General features: G+C 61.0%; 19 protein-coding genes and 1 riboswitch. Of the genes, 9 read left to right on the top strand and 10 right to left on the bottom strand.

The genetic code is table 11. The annotated features are described in order from the left end of the window. Positions 1-42: 42 nt before the first annotated feature. A complete protein-coding gene (locus tag H0Z09_RS02535; RefSeq protein ID WP_186686921.1) occupies positions 43-1,974 on the bottom strand; it encodes a patatin-like phospholipase family protein in 1,932 nt (643 codons plus the stop codon). Positions 1,975-2,073: 99 nt separating this feature from the next. Beyond that, positions 2,074-2,478 (bottom strand): hotdog domain-containing protein, encoded by a 405-nt coding sequence (locus H0Z09_RS02530; RefSeq protein WP_025857673.1) that lies wholly within the window; start codon positions 2,476-2,478, stop codon positions 2,074-2,076. Between the two features lie 198 nt (positions 2,479-2,676). After that, a riboswitch (S-adenosyl-L-homocysteine riboswitch) is annotated at positions 2,677-2,784 on the top strand. 21 nt (positions 2,785-2,805) lie between these two features. On the opposite strand from H0Z09_RS02530, the gene ahcY reads away from it, so the two are divergent. From ahcY to H0Z09_RS02505, 5 genes are all read left to right on the top strand, one after another. Next, positions 2,806-4,215: an adenosylhomocysteinase gene (gene ahcY, locus H0Z09_RS02525; RefSeq protein ID WP_076953185.1), complete on the top strand. Its 1,410-nt coding sequence runs from the start codon at positions 2,806-2,808 to the stop codon at positions 4,213-4,215. Positions 4,216-4,391: 176 nt separating this feature from the next. Then, positions 4,392-5,237 (top strand): methylenetetrahydrofolate reductase [NAD(P)H], encoded by an 846-nt coding sequence (gene metF / locus H0Z09_RS02520; protein WP_186686908.1) that lies wholly within the window; start codon positions 4,392-4,394, stop codon positions 5,235-5,237. 80 nt (positions 5,238-5,317) lie between these two features. Further along, positions 5,318-6,400, top strand: a complete 1,083-nt coding sequence (locus tag H0Z09_RS02515) for a hypothetical protein (RefSeq protein WP_186686896.1) — start codon at positions 5,318-5,320, stop codon at positions 6,398-6,400. 63 nt (positions 6,401-6,463) lie between these two features. Next, positions 6,464-7,255, top strand: a complete 792-nt coding sequence (locus H0Z09_RS02510) for a transporter substrate-binding domain-containing protein (RefSeq protein ID WP_186686894.1) — start codon at positions 6,464-6,466, stop codon at positions 7,253-7,255. A 221-nt stretch (positions 7,256-7,476) separates the two neighbouring features. Beyond that, positions 7,477-9,357: a DEAD/DEAH box helicase gene (locus H0Z09_RS02505; protein WP_076953181.1), complete on the top strand. Its 1,881-nt coding sequence runs from the start codon at positions 7,477-7,479 to the stop codon at positions 9,355-9,357. 117 nt (positions 9,358-9,474) lie between these two features. Here H0Z09_RS02505 and H0Z09_RS02500 read toward each other — a convergent pair whose 3' ends face one another. After that, entirely contained in the window at positions 9,475-10,053 is a 579-nt protein-coding gene (locus tag H0Z09_RS02500) for a YceI family protein (RefSeq protein WP_169377472.1), read from the bottom strand. 32 nt (positions 10,054-10,085) lie between these two features. Beyond that, complete coding sequence (locus H0Z09_RS02495) at positions 10,086-10,637, bottom strand: cytochrome b (protein WP_186686893.1); 552 nt, start codon at positions 10,635-10,637, stop codon at positions 10,086-10,088. A 274-nt stretch (positions 10,638-10,911) separates the two neighbouring features. On the opposite strand from H0Z09_RS02495, the gene H0Z09_RS02490 reads away from it, so the two are divergent. Beyond that, positions 10,912-12,318: an adenosylmethionine--8-amino-7-oxononanoate transaminase gene (locus H0Z09_RS02490; protein WP_186686888.1), complete on the top strand. Its 1,407-nt coding sequence runs from the start codon at positions 10,912-10,914 to the stop codon at positions 12,316-12,318. Between the two features lie 150 nt (positions 12,319-12,468). Next, a complete protein-coding gene (locus H0Z09_RS02485) occupies positions 12,469-13,188 on the top strand; it encodes a 16S rRNA (uracil(1498)-N(3))-methyltransferase (RefSeq protein WP_186686885.1) in 720 nt (239 codons plus the stop codon). A 130-nt stretch (positions 13,189-13,318) separates the two neighbouring features. Here H0Z09_RS02485 and H0Z09_RS02480 read toward each other — a convergent pair whose 3' ends face one another. From H0Z09_RS02480 to H0Z09_RS02465, 4 genes are all read right to left on the bottom strand, one after another. Further along, positions 13,319-14,221, bottom strand: a complete 903-nt coding sequence (locus H0Z09_RS02480) for a transporter substrate-binding domain-containing protein (protein ID WP_186686883.1) — start codon at positions 14,219-14,221, stop codon at positions 13,319-13,321. 24 nt (positions 14,222-14,245) lie between these two features. Next, positions 14,246-14,596 (bottom strand): RidA family protein, encoded by a 351-nt coding sequence (locus H0Z09_RS02475; protein WP_186686881.1) that lies wholly within the window; start codon positions 14,594-14,596, stop codon positions 14,246-14,248. A 9-nt stretch (positions 14,597-14,605) separates the two neighbouring features. Continuing rightward, a complete protein-coding gene (locus tag H0Z09_RS02470; RefSeq protein WP_186686879.1) occupies positions 14,606-15,844 on the bottom strand; it encodes a D-amino acid dehydrogenase in 1,239 nt (412 codons plus the stop codon). A gap of 131 nt (positions 15,845-15,975) precedes the next feature. Continuing rightward, positions 15,976-17,214: a D-amino acid dehydrogenase gene (locus H0Z09_RS02465; RefSeq protein WP_186687019.1), complete on the bottom strand. Its 1,239-nt coding sequence runs from the start codon at positions 17,212-17,214 to the stop codon at positions 15,976-15,978. A 103-nt stretch (positions 17,215-17,317) separates the two neighbouring features. Here H0Z09_RS02465 and H0Z09_RS02460 point away from each other — a divergent pair, with 103 nt between their 5' ends. After that, a complete protein-coding gene (locus H0Z09_RS02460; RefSeq protein ID WP_186686877.1) occupies positions 17,318-18,241 on the top strand; it encodes a LysR family transcriptional regulator in 924 nt (307 codons plus the stop codon). Here H0Z09_RS02460 and H0Z09_RS02455 read toward each other — a convergent pair. Further along, entirely contained in the window at positions 18,229-18,846 is a 618-nt protein-coding gene (locus H0Z09_RS02455; protein ID WP_186686863.1) for a hemolysin III family protein, read from the bottom strand. The two genes, H0Z09_RS02460 and H0Z09_RS02455, sit on opposite strands and share 13 nt — an antisense overlap. A gap of 145 nt (positions 18,847-18,991) precedes the next feature. Here H0Z09_RS02455 and H0Z09_RS02450 point away from each other — a divergent pair, with 145 nt between their 5' ends. Further along, on the top strand, positions 18,992-19,912 hold the full coding sequence (locus H0Z09_RS02450) for a LysR substrate-binding domain-containing protein (RefSeq protein ID WP_186686860.1): 921 nt from the start codon (positions 18,992-18,994) through the stop codon (positions 19,910-19,912). A gap of 45 nt (positions 19,913-19,957) precedes the next feature. Here the strand turns inward: H0Z09_RS02450 and madM are convergent, their stop codons facing one another. Beyond that, positions 19,958-20,722 carry a malonate transporter subunit MadM gene (madM, locus tag H0Z09_RS02445; protein ID WP_186686854.1) on the bottom strand — a complete coding sequence of 255 codons (765 nt, stop codon included), beginning with the start codon at positions 20,720-20,722 and terminating at the stop codon, positions 19,958-19,960. Positions 20,723-20,724: the final 2 nt, after the last annotated feature.

The following is a 20,724-nucleotide window of genomic DNA, read 5'->3' as shown; positions in this document are numbered from 1 at the left end:
GCTACGACACGCCGCCACAGTGGCTGTTCAGTGGCCAGGCAACTAAACCTGCAGCTTCCAGGCCTTGGCCATTTCCACGGTGGTGGCGCTGGACGCCTTGTCCCACGGTTTGTTGCGCGCTCGGTAATTGGCGCTGATGGTATCGAGTACCCGGTTGAACTCGGTGGGTGTCGCAGCCCAGGCCAGGTCCTGAGCCGCACGATGCAACAACTCAACGTTGGACTGGGGTTGGCCAGCTCGGAACAAAGAGGGGTAGATCACCTCCCGCGTGAAGTTTTCAGCCTTCATTGCAACATCACGCAGCTTCATTTCGGTGACGGCGCCATCGAGAACTTTGGACATCGGCAGTGCACCGCCTGCGATCTGTCGGGCCGCGGCTTGCAATAATTGCTGAAAGTTGCGCTCACCTGCGAGATTCAAGCGCCGCCCCAACCAATCGATGTGCTCAGGCCGTCGGGCCAGGGCATCAAGATTACGCAGTGCCGACAAAATGCTCGGCGTGAAAGCCAGCGCGTCCTGTGACTGGTTGGCCGCGACAATCGCCTCATTGAGTGTGTCCAACGCCTGCTGCGCGTTTTCGCGAAACGCCAGGACATCCGCCGCCGCCGGGTCTTTTTGCAACGTCGGGCGCACACTGGCGAGCATTTCATCATCCATGGCCAAAGCCGCGTCATCCAGTGAACGGAACGAGTGATGTTCAAGTGCCGTCGTGCGCCGCTCCAAATGCGTCTCTACTGCCTGACGCGCCTTCGCCTGCAAAAGCTGCTTCTGTTCATCCTGCATCGTGAAGTTGACCGTGCCCGTGAGCAGGCCACGAAAGTCGCCTTTTTCGGTATTGAGGGGCAATGTCACAATCTGATCGGCGAACGCTTCGAGTTTTTTGTCCTGCAAGGCCGCGGCGGCCGAGTGCGCAACACCCGTCGCCCGGTCAGCCACGCTACTGAAGAAACTCCCACTGCGAGGTGGCGCGTCAGTGGCGCGGGGCTCGAACTTGACGATCAACGATTCGGATTTGTTCAGGGGGCTATCGGGAAATGCCCGATCCACCATGCCGGAGGCTGGCGTATTGAGCAGCAAGCCACCGTCCTTGAACGCGGTGGTTTCATCTGACGCCTGGAAACCATGACCTTGCTCCACCGGGCTCTTGAACACCACCGGCAGCGCGCCGGAAATATGCGCGGCCCTGGCGATATCCATCTGCGGGGTCAGGCTGGCGTTGAACACCACTAACTGCGGGCGGCCGCCAAACATCCCGGTGCCGGTGATATGGAGTTGCTTGATTTGGGGAATATGCCGGCTCAACACCTCAAGATCCCCAAACGTCGGCGCGCCACCGGCGCTCAGCTTGTCGGCAATGCGCATGACTTCGCGCGGCCGAGACGTTCGAAGGGTGCGCGCGATATGACCCAGAATCGACTGGCGCGACTCCTGGCGGATTAAGTCTTCAAGGGGCGCGGCCTCAGTCTGCACGCGCGGCAGTAAGGTCATTAATAGCTGGGAAATATTGCCGACGGGGCCGGGCAAGTGGCCGGCGAGTTTGCCAAGTGCCGTACTGGCATCTTGCATCCAGGCCGTTACGGCGTCCTTGCTATTGAGCAGGCTTGGCAGATCGATGCTGTCCGACAACCGGTCAAACGCGGCAGCCCCCATCCCGCTGGCAATCAGCGCCGCCGAAATCGCCCCGGCAGATGAGCCTGAGGCCGATTGCAGGCCTTGCAGCTTTCCGGCCTCCTCAAGGGCCTGCACCACGCCCGAAAAAGCGATGCCCTTGGCCCCTCCCCCACTGAGCACCAGGCTCTTGACGGGGGGGGCCGATAAGATCACCTCCACCCGTCCCTGATTGTCGCGCAACAGCGTCAGGTTGCGCTCGCCCACGCCCTCCACCAACGGCGTCTTCACAACGGGATTGGCCTTGGAATGGGCAGCTTCGCTCAAGGGGGGTTGAATCTTGGCGAACGAATTAAACACTTTCATCCATGGGTTCTCTCTACAGGGGTGTGGTCCTGAGTGATGAGGGAACCCCGCGACGATCCATGCGGAACGATTTGGTAAAGAAATCGGACCGTTGTATGACTACTCGGGAAGACTGTCTTCCTTGAACTGGTCTTTCACGTACTTGATTTCGGTACGCCCGTGGGGCGCCGGCAAACCGTCTTCGCCGAGGTTGACGAACACCATTTTCTCGACAGTGAGGATGCTTTTGCGGGTGATTTTGTTGCGCACTTCACAGGTCAGGGTGATGGAGGTGCGGCCGAACTCCGTGGCGGTGATGCCCAGCTCGATGATGTCGCCCTGGCGCGAAGCGCTGACAAAGTTGATTTCGGAGATGTACTTGGTCACCACGCGCTGGTTGCCCAGTTGGACGATGGCGTAGATGGCCGCTTCTTCGTCGATCCAGCGCAGCAGGCTGCCACCGAACAGCGTGCCGTTGGGGTTGAGGTCTTCGGGTTTTACCCATTTACGGGTGTGAAAGTTCATGGTCACTCCAAAGCGTCTTGCCAAATGATGGCCAACATCATGGCAGAGCCCGGCGCCAAGCTCTATGAGCCTTTGCCTATCAACGCCATGAGCGATCTTCATGTGGCCGACGGAAAGGCTTGGGAAGTCTGGCGCACACGGCTATAATCGCCCCCGTTTCAAAACGGTCATCTTCAATTGATACCGTTCTCCCGCCACCTGTCCGAGGGGCGCTGCAGCAGGCTTGGCCTGTCAGGCTCGGATGGGGCGTTGTCCGGCCTGGTTGCCCTGGCCTGGATACTAAACGCACAACGGCGCCCATTCGCACACTACGAATGGAGGCTCTTCATGAGCGCTGTAATTACGCCTGCAGAATTCAACGACTACAAAGTCGCCGACATGTCCCTCGCCGCCTGGGGCCGTCGCGAAACCTTTATCGCCGAATCCGAAATGCCTGCCCTTATGGGCCTGCGTCGCAAGTACGCCGCTGAACAGCCGCTCAAGGGCGCGAAGATTCTGGGCTGCATCCACATGACCATCCAGACGGCCGTGCTGATCGAAACCCTGGTTGCCCTGGGTGCCGAAGTGCGTTGGTCGTCCTGCAACATTTTCTCGACGCAAGACCAGGCCGCTGCCGCCATCGCCGCCGCCGGTATCCCGGTATTCGCCTGGAAAGGCGAGACCGAAGAAGAGTACGAGTGGTGCCTGGAGCAAACCATCCTCAAGGATGGCGCACCATGGGACGCCAACATGATCCTCGACGACGGCGGTGACCTGACCGAGTTGCTGCACAAGAAGTACCCGCAGATCCTCGACCGCGTCCACGGCGTGACCGAAGAAACCACCACCGGCGTACACCGCCTGCTGGACATGCTGGCCAAGGGCGAGCTGAAAATCCCGGCCATCAACGTCAACGACTCGGTGACCAAGAGCAAGAACGACAACAAGTACGGCTGCCGTCACAGCCTCAACGATGCGATCAAGCGTGGTACCGACCACCTGCTGTCGGGCAAGCAAGCCCTGGTGATCGGCTACGGTGACGTGGGCAAGGGCTCGTCCCAGTCCCTGCGCCAGGAAGGCATGATCGTCAAGGTCTCCGAAGTTGACCCGATCTGCGCCATGCAAGCCTGCATGGACGGTTTCGAAGTGGTTTCGCCGTTCATCGACGGTATCAACGACGGCACCGAAGGCAGCATCGACAAGGCCCTGCTGGGCAAGATCGACCTGATCGTGACCACCACCGGCAACGTGAACGTCTGCGACGCGAACATGCTCAAGGCCCTGAAGAAGCGCGCGGTGGTCTGCAACATCGGCCACTTCGACAACGAGATCGACACCGCTTTCATGCGCAAGAACTGGGCCTGGGAAGAAGTGAAGCCACAGGTACACAAGGTTCACCGTACCGGTAGCGGCGCTTTTGATCCGCAGAACGACGACTACCTGATCCTGCTGGCCGAAGGCCGCCTGGTTAACCTGGGCAACGCCACCGGCCACCCAAGCCGCATCATGGACGGCTCGTTCGCCAACCAGGTACTGGCGCAGATTTTCCTGTTCGGCCAGAAATACGCCGACCTGTCGCCCGCCCAGAAAGCCGAGCGCCTGACCGTGGAAGTACTGCCCAAGAAACTCGACGAGGAAGTGGCCCTGGAAATGGTCCGCGGCTTCGGCGGCGTCGTGACTCAACTGACCAAGACCCAGGCCGACTACATCGGCGTGACCGTTGAAGGTCCGTTCAAGCCGCACGCTTACCGCTACTGATTTGCCTGCGGCCCGTTCTCCTTGTGGGGGCGGGCTTGTGTGGGAGCGGGCTTGCTCGCGAATGCGGTGTGTCAGTTAATGCATTCGATGACTGACACACCGCATTCGCGAGCAAGCCCGCTCCCACATTAAATCGGAGCATGTTTCCGGTATCTGAGTTTCATAGGGTTAATACCATGTCCCAAGACCGTCGCTACAGCTTCGAGTTCTTCCCGACCAAGACCGATGCTGGGCATGAAAAACTGATGGCGACCGCCACGCAGTTGGCCAGCTACAACCCCGACTTCTTTTCCTGCACCTACGGCGCCGGCGGTTCGACCCGTGATCGCACGATCAACACCGTGTTGCAGCTGGAAAGCCAAGTCAAAGTTCCCGCCGCTCCGCACCTGTCGTGCGTGGGCGACAGCAAGGACGACCTGCGCGGCCTGCTCACCCAATACAAGGCCGCCGGCATCCAGCGCATCGTTGCCCTGCGTGGCGACCTGCCGTCCGGCATGGGCATGGCCAGCGGTGAGCTGCGCTACGCCAATGACCTGGTGAGCTTCATCCGCGAAGAGACGGGCGATCACTTCCATATCGAAGTGGCGGCCTACCCGGAGATGCACCCCCAGGCGCGCAATTTCGAAGACGACCTGCGCAACTTCGTGCGCAAGGCCAACGCCGGCGCCAACAGTGCCATCACCCAATACTTCTTCAACGCCGACAGCTACTTCTATTTCGTCGAGCGTGTACAGGCCATGGGTGTGAACATTCCGATCGTGCCGGGCATCATGCCGATCACCAACTACAGCAAGCTGGCGCGTTTCTCCGACGCCTGCGGTGCCGAAATCCCGCGGTGGGTGCGCAAACAATTGGAAGCCTATGGCGACGACGTCAAGAGCATCCAGGCGTTCGGCGAACAGGTCATCAGCACGATGTGTGAAAAATTGTTGCAAGGTGGCGCGCCAGGCCTGCATTTCTATACCCTGAACCAGGCCGAACCGAGCCTGGCCATCTGGAACAATCTCAAGCTGCCGCGCTGAGGTTGTTCAAATAACATCCAGGCCCTCGTTCATACGGGGGCTTTTTTATTCAAACCTCCCGGAATGGAAGCCCGCAGTAAATGAATACAGCGCCCCCGACTCCCCGCCCGCAGCTGGTTTACCTGGTATTCGGCGCCGAGACCTACCATCAGGAAGCGGTATTCAGCATTGCCAGCGCCCTGACGCACCTGGGCGGCGCACAGGACCTGCCGCTGGACATCCAGGTGTTCAGCGACAACCCGGCGCCCTACCAGGGTTTGCCAGTGCAGGTCCATACGCTGGACCAAGCCACGCGCCAACGCTGGAGCGAGCCTCACGGTTACCATTTCCGCACCAAACACGTGCTGTTGCGCCAAGTGCTCGAAACGGCGGAACAAGCGCTGCTGATCGACACCGACACGTTTTTCCACGACTCGCCCATGGCGCTGTTCGAACGCGTCGCCCCCGGCACCCTGCTGTGCAACGCCTTCCACGCCAAATACGGCGATAACCGCGAAAGCGTGCTGTATGTGACCCTGGCCAAGCACCTGGCCGATAAGGGCTTGGCCGACGACACCATGTGGTTGCTCAACTCCGGCGTCATGGGCCTGGCTCGCCAAGACGCGTACCTGCTGGATCAATCGATCGAGCTGATGGACGAACTGTTCCCGATGGCCAACGGTGCCTACACCCTGGAAGAGTTCTGCCTGTCGGTCGCCGCCTACCGCAAGGTCAATGTGCGCCAGTGCCCGGACCTGATTCATCACTACTGGAGCCGCAAACAGCTGTTCCGTGCCAAGGTCAAGGCGTGGATCGCCAAGCACGCCGGCGACCCTGTCAGTGCCCAGGCATTGGCCGATACCCGCAGGGTGTCCGCTCACCTGCCGCGCCCACCGCGCCCGCAGCGCCTGATGTACAAGCTGATCACCCTGGCCCTGCCCAAGCGCCAGCAGCAATTTATCCGTGAGATTCTCTACGGTTGCTACGAACACGAAAACGAGTTTGACCAGGCATGCGGCCCGGTCTGGTGGGACAAAGCCCGGCAGAACCAGGAAGAGCGCCAGAAATGCCCGGTCGACGCGCATCAATTGGAGCACTGGTTCGCCAACCCAGTGGTGCGCCTGATCCTCGGCGAGCGCCGCACCGCCATCTACGACCACCTGATGAGCTCAGGAACAAAATAGCGCTGCCCGCAAATGCCGGTGCCAGAGCTTCTATTTAACACGGGGGCATCGTAACCTCAGGGCATGCCCGTGATCCTGAAACTTGCGACCGCTGCCCTTTTTGCTTGCCTGAGCCTGGCCGCTCATGGCGAGAAATTGCGCATTGTCACCGAGCCCTGGGCGCCCTATGTGTATGAGGAACAGGGCGCCATGCAAGGGCTGGACTACGAAACCACTGTGATCGTGTTCCAGCGCCTGGGGGTGGAGGTGCAATGGCAATTCCTGCCCTGGAAGCGCTGCCTGGCGATGCTCGAGCAAGGCCAGGCCGACGGGGCGCTGGATATTTTCCACAGCCATGAGCGCGACGCCACGCTTCTATATCCCAGCGAACCGTTGTCGGAGGTGGAATTCGTGCTCTTCTATGCCAATGATCGCCCCCACCCCGTGCAAGGCCTTGAAGATCTGCACGGTCTTACTGTCGGCACGTCGCCCGGCTACCTGTACGGTGCGCAATTCAGCGATTCAAGCCTGTTCAACCGCGAAGCGGCCCCCAGCCATGAAGCCAACTTCGGAAAAATGATGCGCGCGCGCATCGATCTGGTAATTACCGACCGCCGGGTAGGCCAGCATGTGATCAAGGTATTGGGCCTGGAAGGCAAGGTCAGCCAGGCGCCGGCAGTGCTCAGCCGCCAGCAGCAGTTCCTCGCCGTACGCCGTGGCGCGGGCATGGACTTGCTGGTGCAACGCTTCGCTGCCGAACTTAAACGCTTCAAACAAGAGCCGGCCTACACCGCGTTGAGTGCCAAATACGGTGGAATCCAAGCAATCAGGGGCTTCGAACACACCGTTGAGCAGCAGGAAAGCAGCGCACAGTGATTGCTCTGTTATACTCCGGCCTTTCCGCCAGGCTCACGCCCGGCCGCTCGGGTCTTGAAAAAGGCACCCAACCCCGCTACAGCGCAGCTTTCAGCCCGCGCGAGCCGGTGGAGTGCCCGCCAGACGCAGCAGGACCGGACGGGATTGCGCTCCCCTAAGCGCCATTCACGCCCGGCAAGATTATCCCTTTGGGCCAAGCCCTAACTAAAACAGGATTACTCATGTCCTTTGCTTCCCTCGGTCTCTCCGAGGCTTTAGTCCGCGCCATCGAGGCAGCGGGCTATACCGAGCCTACTCCGGTGCAACAGCGGGCCATTCCCGCCGTGTTGCAAGGTCGCGACCTGATGGTCGCGGCGCAGACAGGTACTGGTAAAACCGGTGGTTTCGCCCTTCCGATCCTGGAGCGGTTGTTCCCCAACGGTCATCCGGACAAATCCCAGCGTCACGGCCCGCGCCAACCGCGCGTACTGGTCCTGACCCCAACCCGCGAACTCGCCGCGCAAGTGCACGACAGCTTCAAGCTGTATGCCCGCGACTTGAAGTTCGTCAGTGCCTGCATCTTCGGCGGCGTTGGCATGAACCCACAGGTTCAGGCCATGTCCCGAGGCGTGGACGTGCTGGTGGCGTGCCCGGGTCGTTTGCTCGACCTGTGCGGCCAGGGCAGCGTCGATTTGTCCCACGTGGAAATCCTCGTGCTGGACGAAGCCGACCGCATGCTCGACATGGGCTTTGTCCATGACGTGAAAAAGGTCCTCGCCCGCCTGCCGGCCAAACGTCAGAACCTGCTGTTCTCGGCGACGTTCTCCCAGGACATCACCGCCCTGGCCGGCAAGCTGTTGCACAACCCGGAACGCATCGAAGTCACGCCGCCGAACACCACGGTCGAGCGTATCGAGCAACGCGTGTTCCGCCTGGCCGCCAGCCACAAGCGCTCGCTGCTGGCGCACTTGATCACCCACGGTGCCTGGGAACAGGTGCTGGTGTTCACCCGCACCAAGCACGGCGCCAACCGCCTGGCCGAGTACCTGGACAAGCACGGCCTCACCGCCGTCGCCATCCACGGCAACAAGAGCCAGAACGCGCGCACCAAAGCCCTGGCCGACTTCAAGGCCGGTTCCGTACGCATCCTGGTCGCCACCGATATCGCCGCCCGCGGCCTGGATATCGACCAACTGCCACACGTGGTCAACTTCGAGCTGCCGAACGTCGATGAAGACTACGTGCACCGTATCGGCCGTACCGGCCGCGCCGGTCGTTCGGGTGAAGCCATCTCCCTGGTTGCACCGGACGAAGAAAAACTGCTCAAAAGCATCGAGCGCATGACCAAGCAGAAAATCGCCGACGGCGACCTGATGGGCTTCGATTCCAGCGCAGTGGAGGCCGAGAAGCCTGAAGCGCGCGAGCGTCCGGACGTGCGTAACCCGCGCAACCCACGCGGTCCGAAGGGCGATGGCCCGAACGGCGGCGGTGGCGGCGGCGGTCGTCGCGACAAGGGTAAAGACAAAGGCAAGGAAAAAACCGCGACCAGCAGCCGTGGCGAACGCCCGGCCCGCGAGCAAAAGCCACGTGAAGGCACCCCGGCCCGCGAACAGCGCCAGCCGAGCCAGCCGCCACGCGCCTCAGCCGACCGCGCCCCGGACGAGTTCCTTGACGACGACGTGGACAACTTCGGTAACCGTGTCGACTACGTGCCACAAGCCAAGCCGGCACAAGGCCGTGGCCGTCGCCCAGGTGCCCCGGCACAAGGCACAGGCGCAGCCGCTCCACGTGGCGGTCAGCCACAAGGCGCTCGCCAGAACGGTCCACGCAACAGCAGCGGCGGCACCACCGGTACCCCGCCTGCCAAACGCAGCGGCCCGCGCAACGGCGCACCGCGTGACGGCCAGGCGCGTCGCGAAGATTCGCGCAGCAACAACCGCCGTCCGGCGCGCGACGACCAGCCGCTGTCCGAGCCGGCCGTGCAGAACCCGCGCGGTGGCCCGGCGCCGAAGATCATTCACAAGGAGTCGAAGGCTGATCGCTTCCCGACACCTGAGCAGCTGGATCAACTGCCAGGCCGTCCTCGGGGTGAGAAACCAGCGTTGCTGACACGTAACCGCTGAGTTTTAAAGCGCCATAAAGAATGCCCCGCCTCTTTCGAGACGGGGCATTTTTTTTGACTCCACAAAATAAAATGAGCTTTTCTGTGGGAGCTGGTTTTTTCAAGCAACCAGCAGAAATTACTTCTGCTTCACGCCTTCCAGCGAAATATCCAGGTCAACCGTCTGCGACGTCGGGCCTGGGCCTTTCACGCCGAAGTCGTTCAGGTCGATCGTGGTCTTGGCGTTGAAGCCGGCACGTTCGCCACCCCATGGGTCTTTGCCTTCACCGTTGAAGGTAGCCTTGAAGGTCACAGGCTTGGTCACGCCGTGGAACGTCAGGTCGCCGGTCACGTCAGCGGTTTTGGCGCCGGTGGATTTAACCGCGGTGGACACGAACTTGGCGTCGGCAAACTTGGCCACGTCGATGAAGTCTTTGCTGGCGATGTGCTTGTCACGTTCGGCGTGGTTGGACCACAGGCTGGCGGTTTTCACGTCGACTGCGATTTTGCTGGCTTCCGGCTTGGCCGAATCCCAACTGAAGGTGCCGTCCCAATCCTTGAAGGTACCGTGAATGTAGCTGTAGCCCAGGTGGCTGATTTTCCAGTCGATGAAGGCATGCTGGCCTTCTTTGTCGATCTTGTAGTCGGCGGCCATTACCTGGCCTGCCGACAGCAGAGCGGTACCGATTGCCAGGGCAGCGAGGGTCTTTTTCAACATGCTTTCTATTCCTTGTGAGTCGAGGTTGAACATCAGGCTTTGCGCCCCAGCATTCGCGTCAGGGTCACATCACGATCGATAAAGTGGTGTTTCAACGCAGCCACGCCGTGCAAGCCGGCGAAGACCACCAACACCCAGGCGAGGTACAGGTGCACCACGCCGGCGGTGTCTGCCTGGTCCGGTAGCCCGGACACCAGGGCAGGAATTTCAAACAGGCCAAACACCGGGATACCGACACCGTCTGCGGTGGAAATCAGGTAACCGGCGATCATCACGGCAAACAGCCCGAAATACAGGAACACATGGCCAAAGGCAGCGCCAATGCGGGTCATGCGGCTGTAACTGGCCAGCGGCGCAGGCGGCGGGCTGAGCAGGCGCCAGACGATACGCACGAGCATGACGGCGAACAGCGTAATGCCGATGCTCTTGTGCAGGTCCGGTGCCTCCTTGCGCCAGGCGCTGTAGTAGTCGAGACCGACCATCCACAAGCCCAGGGCGAACAAGCCAAACACCACCAGGGCCACACCCCAGTGCAAGACAATACTGACCCAACCATAGCGGGCCGGTGAATTGCGTAACTGCATGTACTTAAATCCCGTGAGAGCTGCGCCCAAGACTAGCGATTTACCTATCGAATTAAAGCGAAAAATTTCGCTTTGAAATATCGAGAAATACGATCTTGAGGGTATGAAGCGTAAATTAACATCGGATTAAGGACTATCCAGGAGAAACGTGACAGACCGTCCTGTGTTTACCGCCAATTCACAGGTAATGGCTTGTGACACACGCGTCCATTGCATAGGCTTGCGCGATTGTTTTACCTGCGCAGGCCGCAGGACCGCTTCGAGGAGATCACCGATGGGCTTGAACGACCAGTGGATGCAACGCGACCTTGCGGTGCTATGGCATCCCTGCACCCAGATGAAAGACCACCAGCAACTGCCGCTGATCCCGATCAAGCGCGGTGAAGGCGTATGGCTGGAAGACTTCGAAGGCAAGCGTTACCTCGATGCCGTCAGTTCCTGGTGGGTCAACGTGTTCGGCCACGCAAACCCGCGTATCAACCAGCGCATCAAGGACCAGGTCGACCAGTTGGAGCACGTGATTCTCGCCGGTTTCAGCCACCAGCCGGTGATCGAGCTGTCGGAGCGCCTGGTGGCCATGACGCCCGCAGGCCTGACCCGCTGCTTCTATGCCGACAATGGTTCGTCGTGCATTGAAGTCGCGCTGAAGATGAGCTTCCACTATTGGCTCAACCGCGGCCTGCCGAACAAAAAGCGCTTCGTCACCCTGACCAACAGCTACCACGGCGAAACCATCGCCGCGATGTCGGTAGGCGATGTACCGCTGTTTACCGAAACCTACAAGGCGCTGCTGCTCGACACCATCAAGGTGCCCAGCCCGGATTGCTACCTGCGCCCCGAGGGCATGAGCTGGGAAGAGCACTCGCGCACGATGTTCCTGGCCATGGAGCAGACCCTGGCGGACCACCACGACAGCGTCGCCGCGGTGATTGTCGAGCCGCTGATCCAGGGCGCCGGCGGCATGCGCATGTACCACCCGGTGTACCTCAAGCTGCTGCGCGAGGCCTGCGACCGCTATGGCGTGCACCTGATCCACGATGAAATCGCCGTGGGGTTCGGCCGCACCGGAACCATGTTCGCCTGTGAACAGGCCGGCATCCGCCCGGACTTCCTGTGCCTGTCCAAAGCTCTTACCGGCGGTTATCTGCCGCTGGCAGCCGTGGTCACCACCGATGACGTGTACGACGCCTTCTACGACGACTACCCGACCCTGCGCGCCTTCCTGCATTCCCACAGCTACACCGGCAACCCGCTGGCGTGCGCGGCGGCCCTGGCGACCCTGGATATTTTCGAAGAAGACAACGTCATCGAAAACAACAAGGCCCTGGCCCAACGCATGGCCACGGCCACCGCGCACCTGGTGGACCACCCCCACGTCTCGGAAGTGCGCCAGACCGGCATGGTCCTGGCCATCGAGATGGTTCAGGACAAAGCCACCAAGACCGCCTACCCATGGCAGGAGCGGCGCGGCCTGAAGGTGTTCGAGCACGCCCTGGAACGCGGCGCGCTGTTGCGTCCGTTGGGCAGCGTGGTGTACTTCCTGCCGCCGTACGTGATTACCCCGGAGCAGATCGACTTTCTTGCCGAAGTCGCCAGCGAGGGGATCGATATCGCGACCAACAGCAACGTCAGCGTTGCGGTACCGAAGGACTTTCACCCAGGGTTTCGCGATCCGGGCTGATCAGGTTCATTCGACTGATCGGGGGCCTGGCCCACCGCTATCGCGGGCAAGCCCGGCTCCCACAGGTTTTGTATGATCGTTCCCACGCTCTGCGTGGGCATGCAGCCCTGGACGCTCCGCGTCCGCCCTGCACATTTTCAGAGAACAGACATGAGACTGTCCCGCTTTTTCACCGACACCCCGCTGAGCCTTGGCGACCATGAGTTGCCCGAAGCCCAGGCGCATTACATCAGCCGCGTGCTGCGCATGACCGAAGGCGACGCCGTGCAATTGTTCGACGGCTCCGGCCAGGAGTTTCGTGGCGCATTGCTGGAGGTCGGAAAAAAACGCGTCACCGTGCAACTCACGGAAAGCCTCAAAGGCCAGGCCGAATCACCGCTGCAGATCCACTTGGGGCAGGGTTTGTCGCGGGGCGAGCGCATGGATTGGGCGATCCAGAAAGCCACGGAGCTGGGGGTCAACGCAATCACGCCGATTTTCAGCGAGCGCTGCGAAGTGCGCCTCAAGGACGAGCGCGCCGACAAACGCCTGCAGCACTGGCGTCAGGTGGCGATCAGTGCGTGCGAGCAATGCGGGCGTTCGACAGTGCCGGTGATTCATCCGCCGCTGTTGCTGCCGGACTGGTTGAAGCAGACCGAGGCGGATTTGAAACTGGTGCTGCACCCGGTGGCCGAGCCGATGGTCAGCCACGCCAAGCCCGCGAGCCTGGCCTTCCTGATCGGGCCTGAGGGTGGGCTGACGGACAATGAAGTTGAAACCGCGCAAGGCGCCGGCTTCCACGCCGCCCGCCTCGGCCCGAGAGTATTGCGTACCGAAACCGCGCCCGTCGTCGCGCTGGCGGTCGCCCAACAACTCTGGGGCGACTTCTAACCTTGCCTTGCAAACCCAATCAAAAATGTGGGAGCGGGCTTGCTCGCGAATGCGGTGGTTCAGTCACATATGCATCGACTGACACTCCGCATTCGCGAGCAAGCCCGCTCCCACATTTGGATTGTGGTTATTACTCCACCGGATCGCTCACCGGTTTGGCAATAATCGCCTTCAACTCGCTGGTCATCGGGAATTCCAGGTTCAAGCCCTTCGGCGGAATCGGCTGTTCGAACCAGCGCTGGTAAATCCCGTTGATCTCGCCACTGCGGTACAGATCGCCGAGCGTCTCGTTGACCACTGCCAGGAACTGCGGGTCGCCCTTGCGCACCATGCAGCTGTAGATCTCCCGCGACTGCTCCTCGCCCACAACTACCCAATTATGCGGGTCCCTGGCCTTGGCACGCTCGCCGTAGAGCAACGCATCATCCATGTAGAACGCTACCGCACGGCCGGTCTCGAGCATCTTGAATGCCTCGCCGTGGTCCTTGGCGCTGATGACAAACATATTGGCCTGGTGTTCGGCGTTGTAGCTTTTGAGAAATCGTTCGTTGGTGGTTCCGGCGGTGGTGACCACGTTCTTGCCATTGAGGTCGGCGAAGCCCTTGATGCCGCTGTCCTTCGCCGTCAGCAATTGCCCCTTCACGTAAATAAACCCGTAGGAAAACGCCACCTGTTTCTGCCGCTCGGCGGTCACGCCGGTGGAGCCGCATTCCAGGTCGACGGTGCCGTTCTGCACCAACGGAATACGGGTCTGGGAGGTCACCAGGTTATATTTCACCGCAAGGTCCGCCACCCCGGTTTTCTGCTGGATACGCTCGACAATCCTGCTGGCCAAGTCGACCGAATAGCCCATGGGTTTGCCGCTGTGATCCCCCACGTAGGAAAACGGCACCGATGCATCACGATAGCCCAGGGTGATGGACCTGGCGTTGGCGATCTTGCTCAACGTGCCGTCCAGCGCCGGTTCATTCGCCTGGGCCTGGGCACCCAACAAAAGCCCAAGGGCGCAGCCGGTCAACAGGAGCGTTTTCATGGTTGTTCTCCGAGGTCTGTGAAGTTATTTACGTACGGCAATCACGCTGATTTCCACCAGTACACTGGGCCGCGCCAGCTCTGCTTGCAGGGTGGTGCGTGTTGGCGCCATCCCCGGCGTCAGCCACGCGGACCACACGTCGTTCATCGGCGCGAAACCGCTGCCGATGTCCTTCAGGTAAATGGTCGCATTGAGCAGGTGATCCTTGTCGCTTCCCGCCTCGACCAACAGCGCGTCGATCCTGGCCAGCACTTCGCGGGTCTGGGTCGCCACATCCCGGCCGTCGCCCGGCACCTGGCCCGAAAGGAACACCATGTCCTTGAAAATCACGGCCCCACTGAGACGTTCATTGCTGCTGATGCGGGTAATAGTCATGGTGGATGCTCAAGCGCAGCGGGGCGTCAGGCCCTGCAGATCAATGGAAGGATTGCGTTGGCCGATGAGTTCGGCGAGCAACTGGCCGCTGCCGCAGGCCAGGGTAAAACCCAAGGCGCCATGGCCGAGGTTCAGCCACAGGTTGCGGTAAGCGCTTGCGCCGATCAGTGGCACGCCGGTCGGGGTGGCCGGGCGCATACCGGCCCATTCCAGCGCACGGTCATAATCGCCAGCCATAGGAAAAGTCTCCAAAGCCTGGCGTTTGATCAGAGCCAGGCGCTTGGGCTCAAGGCCAGCGTCGAAGCCGACAATATCTACCATGGCCGCGACCCGCAGCTGATCACCGATCCGTGCGTAGACAATCTTGCGGTCGTAGTCGGTGATGCTTACGCTTGGCGCCTGGTGCTGCGCGCCAATCGGCACGCTCAAGCTATAGCCCTTGAGCGGGTAAAGCGGCAGCGCCAGGCCCGGCAACCCCAGTTCGGCACTGCGATGACCCGCCGCCAATACCAGGTGCTCGACCGGCATCACTTCGCCGCCCAGTTCGATAGCCTGCACCGCCCCCTCTGCATGGCGAATACCGGTGACTTTGCGCCCCAACACAAAGCGGCAGCGCCCGGACGCTTCAAGCCGCGCCGCCAACCGCTGGCAGAAGGCATGGCAATCCGCGACTTCCTCGTTGGGCGTATAGATGCCGCCGACAAAATCAGCGCCCGCCAGCGTCGGCTCCAGCCGCGCGCAGTCGGCGGCTGACAGCACCTGTTGCCGCACAGCGGTGACCTTGCTGCACGCACGTTCAAAGCTGTCGGCATTGCGAAAGGTCACCAGCTTGCCGTTGCGCCGCCAGTCGAAGCCCTCCAGGCAGTCGTCCTCGCGCCATTGCTGCAAGATGCCTTGGCTCAGAGAGGCCAGCCGCAGCAAGTGGGCCGCATTGCGCTGGTTCACCGAGCCACGGCAGGCGCCGATAAAGGCCGCCATCCAACGCCATTGCCGTGGGTCGAGCCGTGGACGCAGCTTCAACGGCGAGTCACCGCGCAGCAGCCAGCCAATGGCCTGCAGCGGCACACCGGCATCCGCCAGCGGTGCGACATAGCGATACGACAGTTGCCCGCCATTGGCAAAACTGGTTTCACTGCCCAGCGTTTCGCGTGCGTCGATCACCACCACCTCATGGCCAGCCCGCACCAGCGCATACGCACTGGCCAGGCCGACAACCCCACCGCCGATGATACAAACCTGTCTGGCCATCCCAGCCCCCAGCCATCGATTAAGAAGGTCCAAGCGTAGAGGCAGGCGACGGGCCACCGATAATGACTAAAGAAGGCCAACCCATAACAAAAGGTTATACACCCACAACCCTGCCCCCGCTCCGCTGAAGGTCAGGCAATTTTGGGCAAAAACGCCCGAGTGTCGATGGACGTGGATTGTGCGTCGATCATTTCGGCCAGCAATTGCCCACTGCCACACGCCAGGGTAAAGCCCAGTGCGCCATGGCCGAGGTTAAGCCAGAGATTGCGAAAGGCCGTAGGTCCCACCAGCGGCAACCCGGTGGGCGTTGCCGGGCGCATGCCGGCCCATTCAACGGCAGCGTCATAGTTGCCTGCCATAGGAAAAGTCTGTCGGGCCAAGCGTTTTATTACCGACAGACGTTTGGGCTCCGGTGCGCTGTTGTAACCCACAATGTCGACCATCGCGGCGATCCGCAGTTGTGCGCCAATGCGTGCATACACGACTTTGCGGTCATAGTCGGTAATATTGATGCTCGGTGCGGTGTGCTGCGCTTCGATCGGTACGCTCAGGCTATAGCCCTTGAGCGGGTAGATCGGCAGACGCATGGTCGGCAACAGGCTTTGACTGTTATGGCCCGCAGCCAGGATCAGATGTTCGACTGGCAGCACTTCGTCCTGAAGCTCAATAGCCACCACCGTACCAAAGGCCTCGTGGACCTTTAAGACCTTGCGCCCAAGCAGCATCCGGCATTTTCCCGAAGCTTCGAGATGCTCCGCCAGGCGCTGGCAAAACGCATGGCAATCGGCGACCTCTTCGGTAGGGTTATAGATACCCCCGATGAAATTGCCTGAATTCAGCGATGGCTCCAACCTTCGACAGTCTTCGGCCGACACGACCTGTTGCTGCAAAGGGTCGCGCACTGTGCGGCGAGCCTGTTCAAAACTCTCGGCAGAACGAAAGGCCAGCAGCCTGCCGTTGCGCTTCCAGTCGAACCCTTCCAGCCTGTCCTCATGACGCCAGCTTTGCAGTGTCTCCTGACTCAGCAGCGCCAAGCGCAGAAGGTGTTCGGAGTTCGCATGGTTGACCGAGGTGCGACAGGCGCCGAGGAACTGTGCCAGCCAACGCCACTGCGAGGGGTCCAGTCGCGGTCTCAGCTTGAGCGGCGACTCGCCCCGCAGCAGCCCGACCAATGTCTGCAGTGGCACGCCCGCATTAGCGAGCGGCGTGACATATCGGTAGGAAAGCTGACCGCCGTTGGCGAAACTGCTGGCACTGCCCAGGCTGGCTTGCCCCTCGACCAACGTGACATCCATGCCTGCACGCACCAGCGCGTAGGCGGTTGCAAGTCCAATGACACCGCCACCAATGATACTTACATGCTTTGCCACAACGTCTCTCACATTTAATGAAACCAAATCGAGACTAGAGGTAAGTGACAACGCATGAATAATGAATAAAAGTAAGCCACCTATAAACAAGGGTTATGGATATATGCGCCTACGTCATATCGAGATCTTCCAGGCCATCCGCCAGTCAGGCTCCGTCAGCGCCGCGGCGCAATTGCTGCATGTGTCGCAACCGGCAGTGACCAAGGTGCTGCAGCATGCCGAATTGCAGCTGGGCTTTGCGCTGTTTTTGCGCGTACGTGGCAAGCTGCAGCCCACCCCGGAAGCCCTGGCGCTGGAAAGAGAAGTCGAGAAAGTCACCGAGAGCCTGCAAGGTGTGCGGCGCCTGGCCAAAAGCTTGCGCCGCGCCCCCGGGCAAAGTGTGCGCATCGGCGCGATCCCGGCGTTGGCCCTGTCGCTGCTGCCGCCGGCGATCCTGGAATGGAAGCGCGACTACCCGGACATCACCTGCGAGCTGTCCAGCGACCATAGCCGCGAGCTGGTGCAAAAACTGTTGATGCGCGAGATCGACCTGGCGTTGACGCTGAATTTTTCCGGTCATCCGGGGTTGACCACGCAAGTGCTGGCCAATGGCGTGTTGGTGGCGTTGGCGTCGAAGGGTTATTGGCCAGAAACCGAAGTGAGCACACCGCTGCCATTGGCCGCGTTGGCGGGCGCGCCGTTGATTGGGCTTTCCAGCGCGGACCCGCTGGCGGCCAAGCTCGACAGCTACCTGGAAAACGTTGTTCCGCCGCCTCGGGTCACGATCTCGGTGCAAACCTATTCCCTGGCCCGCGCGATGGTCGAGTCCGGCGCCGGCCTGACGGTCATCGACCCCTTCACCGCGCTCGGTGCATCGACAGCGACCACCTGCATCCGCACGCTCACACCACCGCTGCCGATCACCTTGTATGCCCTGACCCGCGCCAACGAGCCACCTCCGCATATGCTCGCTAATCTGCTGGAGATTTTCAGCAGCCGCGCCAGTGAATGGCTGGAACGCCTGCTCCCACAGGGTCAGAGCACGTAATGCATGATCGCCACGAAATGCAGTAGGCTGCCGCCGATCACGAACAAGTGCCAGATCCCATGGGAATGCCGCAGGCGATCCTCCAGGGCAAAGAAGATGATGCCGACGGTGTACAACACCCCACCCGCCGCCAGCCAGGTAAACCCCGCAGTGCCCAGCGCGGCCAGCAGCGGCTTGATTGCCACCAGCACGATCCAGCCCATCACCGCGTAGATCACGATCGACAGGATGCGCGCCTCGGAGCGCGGCTTGATCTCTTGCAGGATGCCGATCACCGCCAGCCCCCACACAATGCCGAACAGCGTCCAGCCCCAGGGCCCGCGCAGTGTCACCAGGCAGAACGGCGTGTAGCTGCCGGCAATCAGCAGGTAGATCGAAAAATGATCGACCTTCTGCATGATCGCTTTACGCCGGCCCTGCACGCTGTGGTAAACGGTCGACGCGCTGTACAACGCCATCAGCGTAACGCCATAGATCGCCACGCTGACGATTTTCCAGGGGCTGCCGTCCAGGCTCGCCACCACCAACATCCACACGACGCCAATACACGCCGCGACAGCACCGAGCAAATGGCTCCAGGCGTTGAATCGTTCCCCGTGGTACATCTGCAACCGACCTCCTGTGACCAATATGGGTTGGCTGGCAAGCCTCCAGCCTTCGCCATAAGAGTGCAAGCGGCTTATGACGTTCCGAGGACGCCCGCAGGTTTTACGGGCACAATCGAACGCATTCGAACAAGAGCCCACGGCCATGCTGATCGACGAAGAATTCACCCTCAAGAAGCTGGAAATCTTCCTGGCGTTCATGCGCACCGGCAACCTGGCGCGCGCCGCCGCTGAGCTGCAAACCAGCAACGTCAGCGTGCACCGCGCCATCCACTCCCTGGAAAATGCGCTGCGCTGCCCGCTGTTCAAACACGAAGGGCGCAACCTCACGCCGCTGGAAAGCGCCTATGTATTGGAAGAGCGCGCGCAGAAACTGGTGGCCGACGTGGTCGACAGCGTGCGCCTCACCCGCGAAGCCGCCGGCTTCTCCGCCGAACGCTTCAAGCTCGGATCGCTGTACTCGCTGACGGTCAAGACCGTGCCTCAATTGATCATGGGCCTGAAAATCCGCCGCAGCGAACTCAACATCGACCTGATCCTGGGTTCCAACTTCGACCTGCTCTACAAGCTCAAGAACATGGAGGTGGACGCGATCCTCATCTCCCTGGATGAACACGCCAATGACCCCGACTGCGAACAGATCGCGCTGTTCAGCGATGACATCTTCCTCGCCACCCCGGCCAACTCGCCCTTTGACCGCGAACAGCAAATCGACCTGGCGGACGTGCGCGACGCGACCTTCATCACCCTCACCCAGGGCTTTGCCACGCATCAGGACGGCAACCGGGTGTTCAATCAGGCGGGCTTTGAGCCCAAGGTGGCGATGCAGGTGAACGACATCTTCACGCTGCTGAGCATGGTCAGTTCAGGCGTGGGTTATGCGCTGCTGCCGGGGCGGATTGCGGCGGTGTATGAGAACCGCGTGAAGCTGATACCGCTGCAACCCAGGTACCGGTTGCAGCAGCACATTGGCGTGGTGTTCTTGAAGGCCAAGGAGCGCGACCCGAACTTGCTGGCGTTGCTGGCGGAGTGCCGGATGTATGCCAATCGCCACAGCCCATCCTGATCGCTCCCACGCGGAGCGAGGGAACGATCATTAGCTTATTTGAGATCAGCCCACCAACCCGCGCATGATCAGAAACAACAACGACGGCCCCAACAAACACCCCAGCGCGGTATAGAACGCCGCCGTCAGGCACCCATAAGGCACCAGCTTTGGATCAGTCGCCGCCAGCCCTCCCGCCACACCACTGGATGTGCCCATGAGCCCACCGAAAATCACCGCACTGCGCGGATTATTCAGGCCGATCAGCGGCGCCACGAACGGCGTCATCACCATCACCAGAATAGCCTTGATCAACCCCGCGGCAATGGACAGCGCCATCACTTCGGAACTGGCACCAATGGCCGCACCGGTCACCGGGCCGACGATGTAAGTCACCGCGCCGGCGCCGATGGTGGTCAAGCTCACGGCATCGGTGTAGCCGAACGCCATGGCGACCCCCACGCCCGCGATGAACGATGAGCCCACGCCCACAAACAAGGCCAATACGCCGACGTACCCTGCCCGTTTCAGCTCATCGACACTCACGCCAAACGCCGTGGCCACAATGGCAAAGTCGCGTAGCATCGCCCCACCCAGCAGGCCGATGCCCGACAACAATGGAATATCCACCACACCCTTTGAGCCACCGGTAAATGCACCGCCGACGTAAGACAGCGCCAGGCCCAGCAAGATGGCGATGGCCGAGCCGTGCAAGCGGCCTTTAGTGAAGGTGTCGGAGATCCAGTAGGAGACCCACATGGTCAGGCCGATCACAGCAAAGCCACTGATCAGGCCGTAGCCGGTGATCACTTTCATCATCGATTCATACATGG

It is taken from the genome of Pseudomonas sp. SWRI18 (genome assembly GCF_014268345.1).
Lineage (GTDB): Bacteria > Pseudomonadota > Gammaproteobacteria > Pseudomonadales > Pseudomonadaceae > Aquipseudomonas > Aquipseudomonas cedrina.
The sequence above is the reverse complement of the archived record's forward strand: the minus strand, read 5'-3'. Positions and strand labels throughout refer to the sequence as shown.

What these genes read in the sequence shown, in the direction of transcription:
- H0Z09_RS02535 (WP_186686921.1), bottom strand. Translation starts at nt 1,974, where the DNA reads ATGAAAGTGTTTAATTCGTTCGCCAAGATTCAACCCCCCTTGAGCGAA.
- H0Z09_RS02530 (WP_025857673.1), bottom strand. Translation starts at nt 2,478, where the DNA reads ATGAACTTTCACACCCGTAAATGGGTAAAACCCGAAGACCTCAACCCC.
- ahcY (WP_076953185.1), top strand. Translation starts at nt 2,806, where the DNA reads ATGAGCGCTGTAATTACGCCTGCAGAATTCAACGACTACAAAGTCGCC.
- metF (WP_186686908.1), top strand. Translation starts at nt 4,392, where the DNA reads ATGTCCCAAGACCGTCGCTACAGCTTCGAGTTCTTCCCGACCAAGACC.
- H0Z09_RS02515 (WP_186686896.1), top strand. Translation starts at nt 5,318, where the DNA reads ATGAATACAGCGCCCCCGACTCCCCGCCCGCAGCTGGTTTACCTGGTA.
- H0Z09_RS02510 (WP_186686894.1), top strand. Translation starts at nt 6,464, where the DNA reads ATGCCCGTGATCCTGAAACTTGCGACCGCTGCCCTTTTTGCTTGCCTG.
- H0Z09_RS02505 (WP_076953181.1), top strand. Translation starts at nt 7,477, where the DNA reads ATGTCCTTTGCTTCCCTCGGTCTCTCCGAGGCTTTAGTCCGCGCCATC.
- H0Z09_RS02500 (WP_169377472.1), bottom strand. Translation starts at nt 10,053, where the DNA reads ATGTTGAAAAAGACCCTCGCTGCCCTGGCAATCGGTACCGCTCTGCTG.
- H0Z09_RS02495 (WP_186686893.1), bottom strand. Translation starts at nt 10,637, where the DNA reads ATGCAGTTACGCAATTCACCGGCCCGCTATGGTTGGGTCAGTATTGTC.
- H0Z09_RS02490 (WP_186686888.1), top strand. Translation starts at nt 10,912, where the DNA reads ATGGGCTTGAACGACCAGTGGATGCAACGCGACCTTGCGGTGCTATGG.
- H0Z09_RS02485 (WP_186686885.1), top strand. Translation starts at nt 12,469, where the DNA reads ATGAGACTGTCCCGCTTTTTCACCGACACCCCGCTGAGCCTTGGCGAC.
- H0Z09_RS02480 (WP_186686883.1), bottom strand. Translation starts at nt 14,221, where the DNA reads ATGAAAACGCTCCTGTTGACCGGCTGCGCCCTTGGGCTTTTGTTGGGT.
- H0Z09_RS02475 (WP_186686881.1), bottom strand. Translation starts at nt 14,596, where the DNA reads ATGACTATTACCCGCATCAGCAGCAATGAACGTCTCAGTGGGGCCGTG.
- H0Z09_RS02470 (WP_186686879.1), bottom strand. Translation starts at nt 15,844, where the DNA reads ATGGCCAGACAGGTTTGTATCATCGGCGGTGGGGTTGTCGGCCTGGCC.
- H0Z09_RS02460 (WP_186686877.1), top strand. Translation starts at nt 17,318, where the DNA reads ATGCGCCTACGTCATATCGAGATCTTCCAGGCCATCCGCCAGTCAGGC.
- H0Z09_RS02455 (WP_186686863.1), bottom strand. Translation starts at nt 18,846, where the DNA reads ATGTACCACGGGGAACGATTCAACGCCTGGAGCCATTTGCTCGGTGCT.
- H0Z09_RS02450 (WP_186686860.1), top strand. Translation starts at nt 18,992, where the DNA reads ATGCTGATCGACGAAGAATTCACCCTCAAGAAGCTGGAAATCTTCCTG.
- madM (WP_186686854.1), bottom strand. Translation starts at nt 20,722, where the DNA reads ATGTATGAATCGATGATGAAAGTGATCACCGGCTACGGCCTGATCAGT.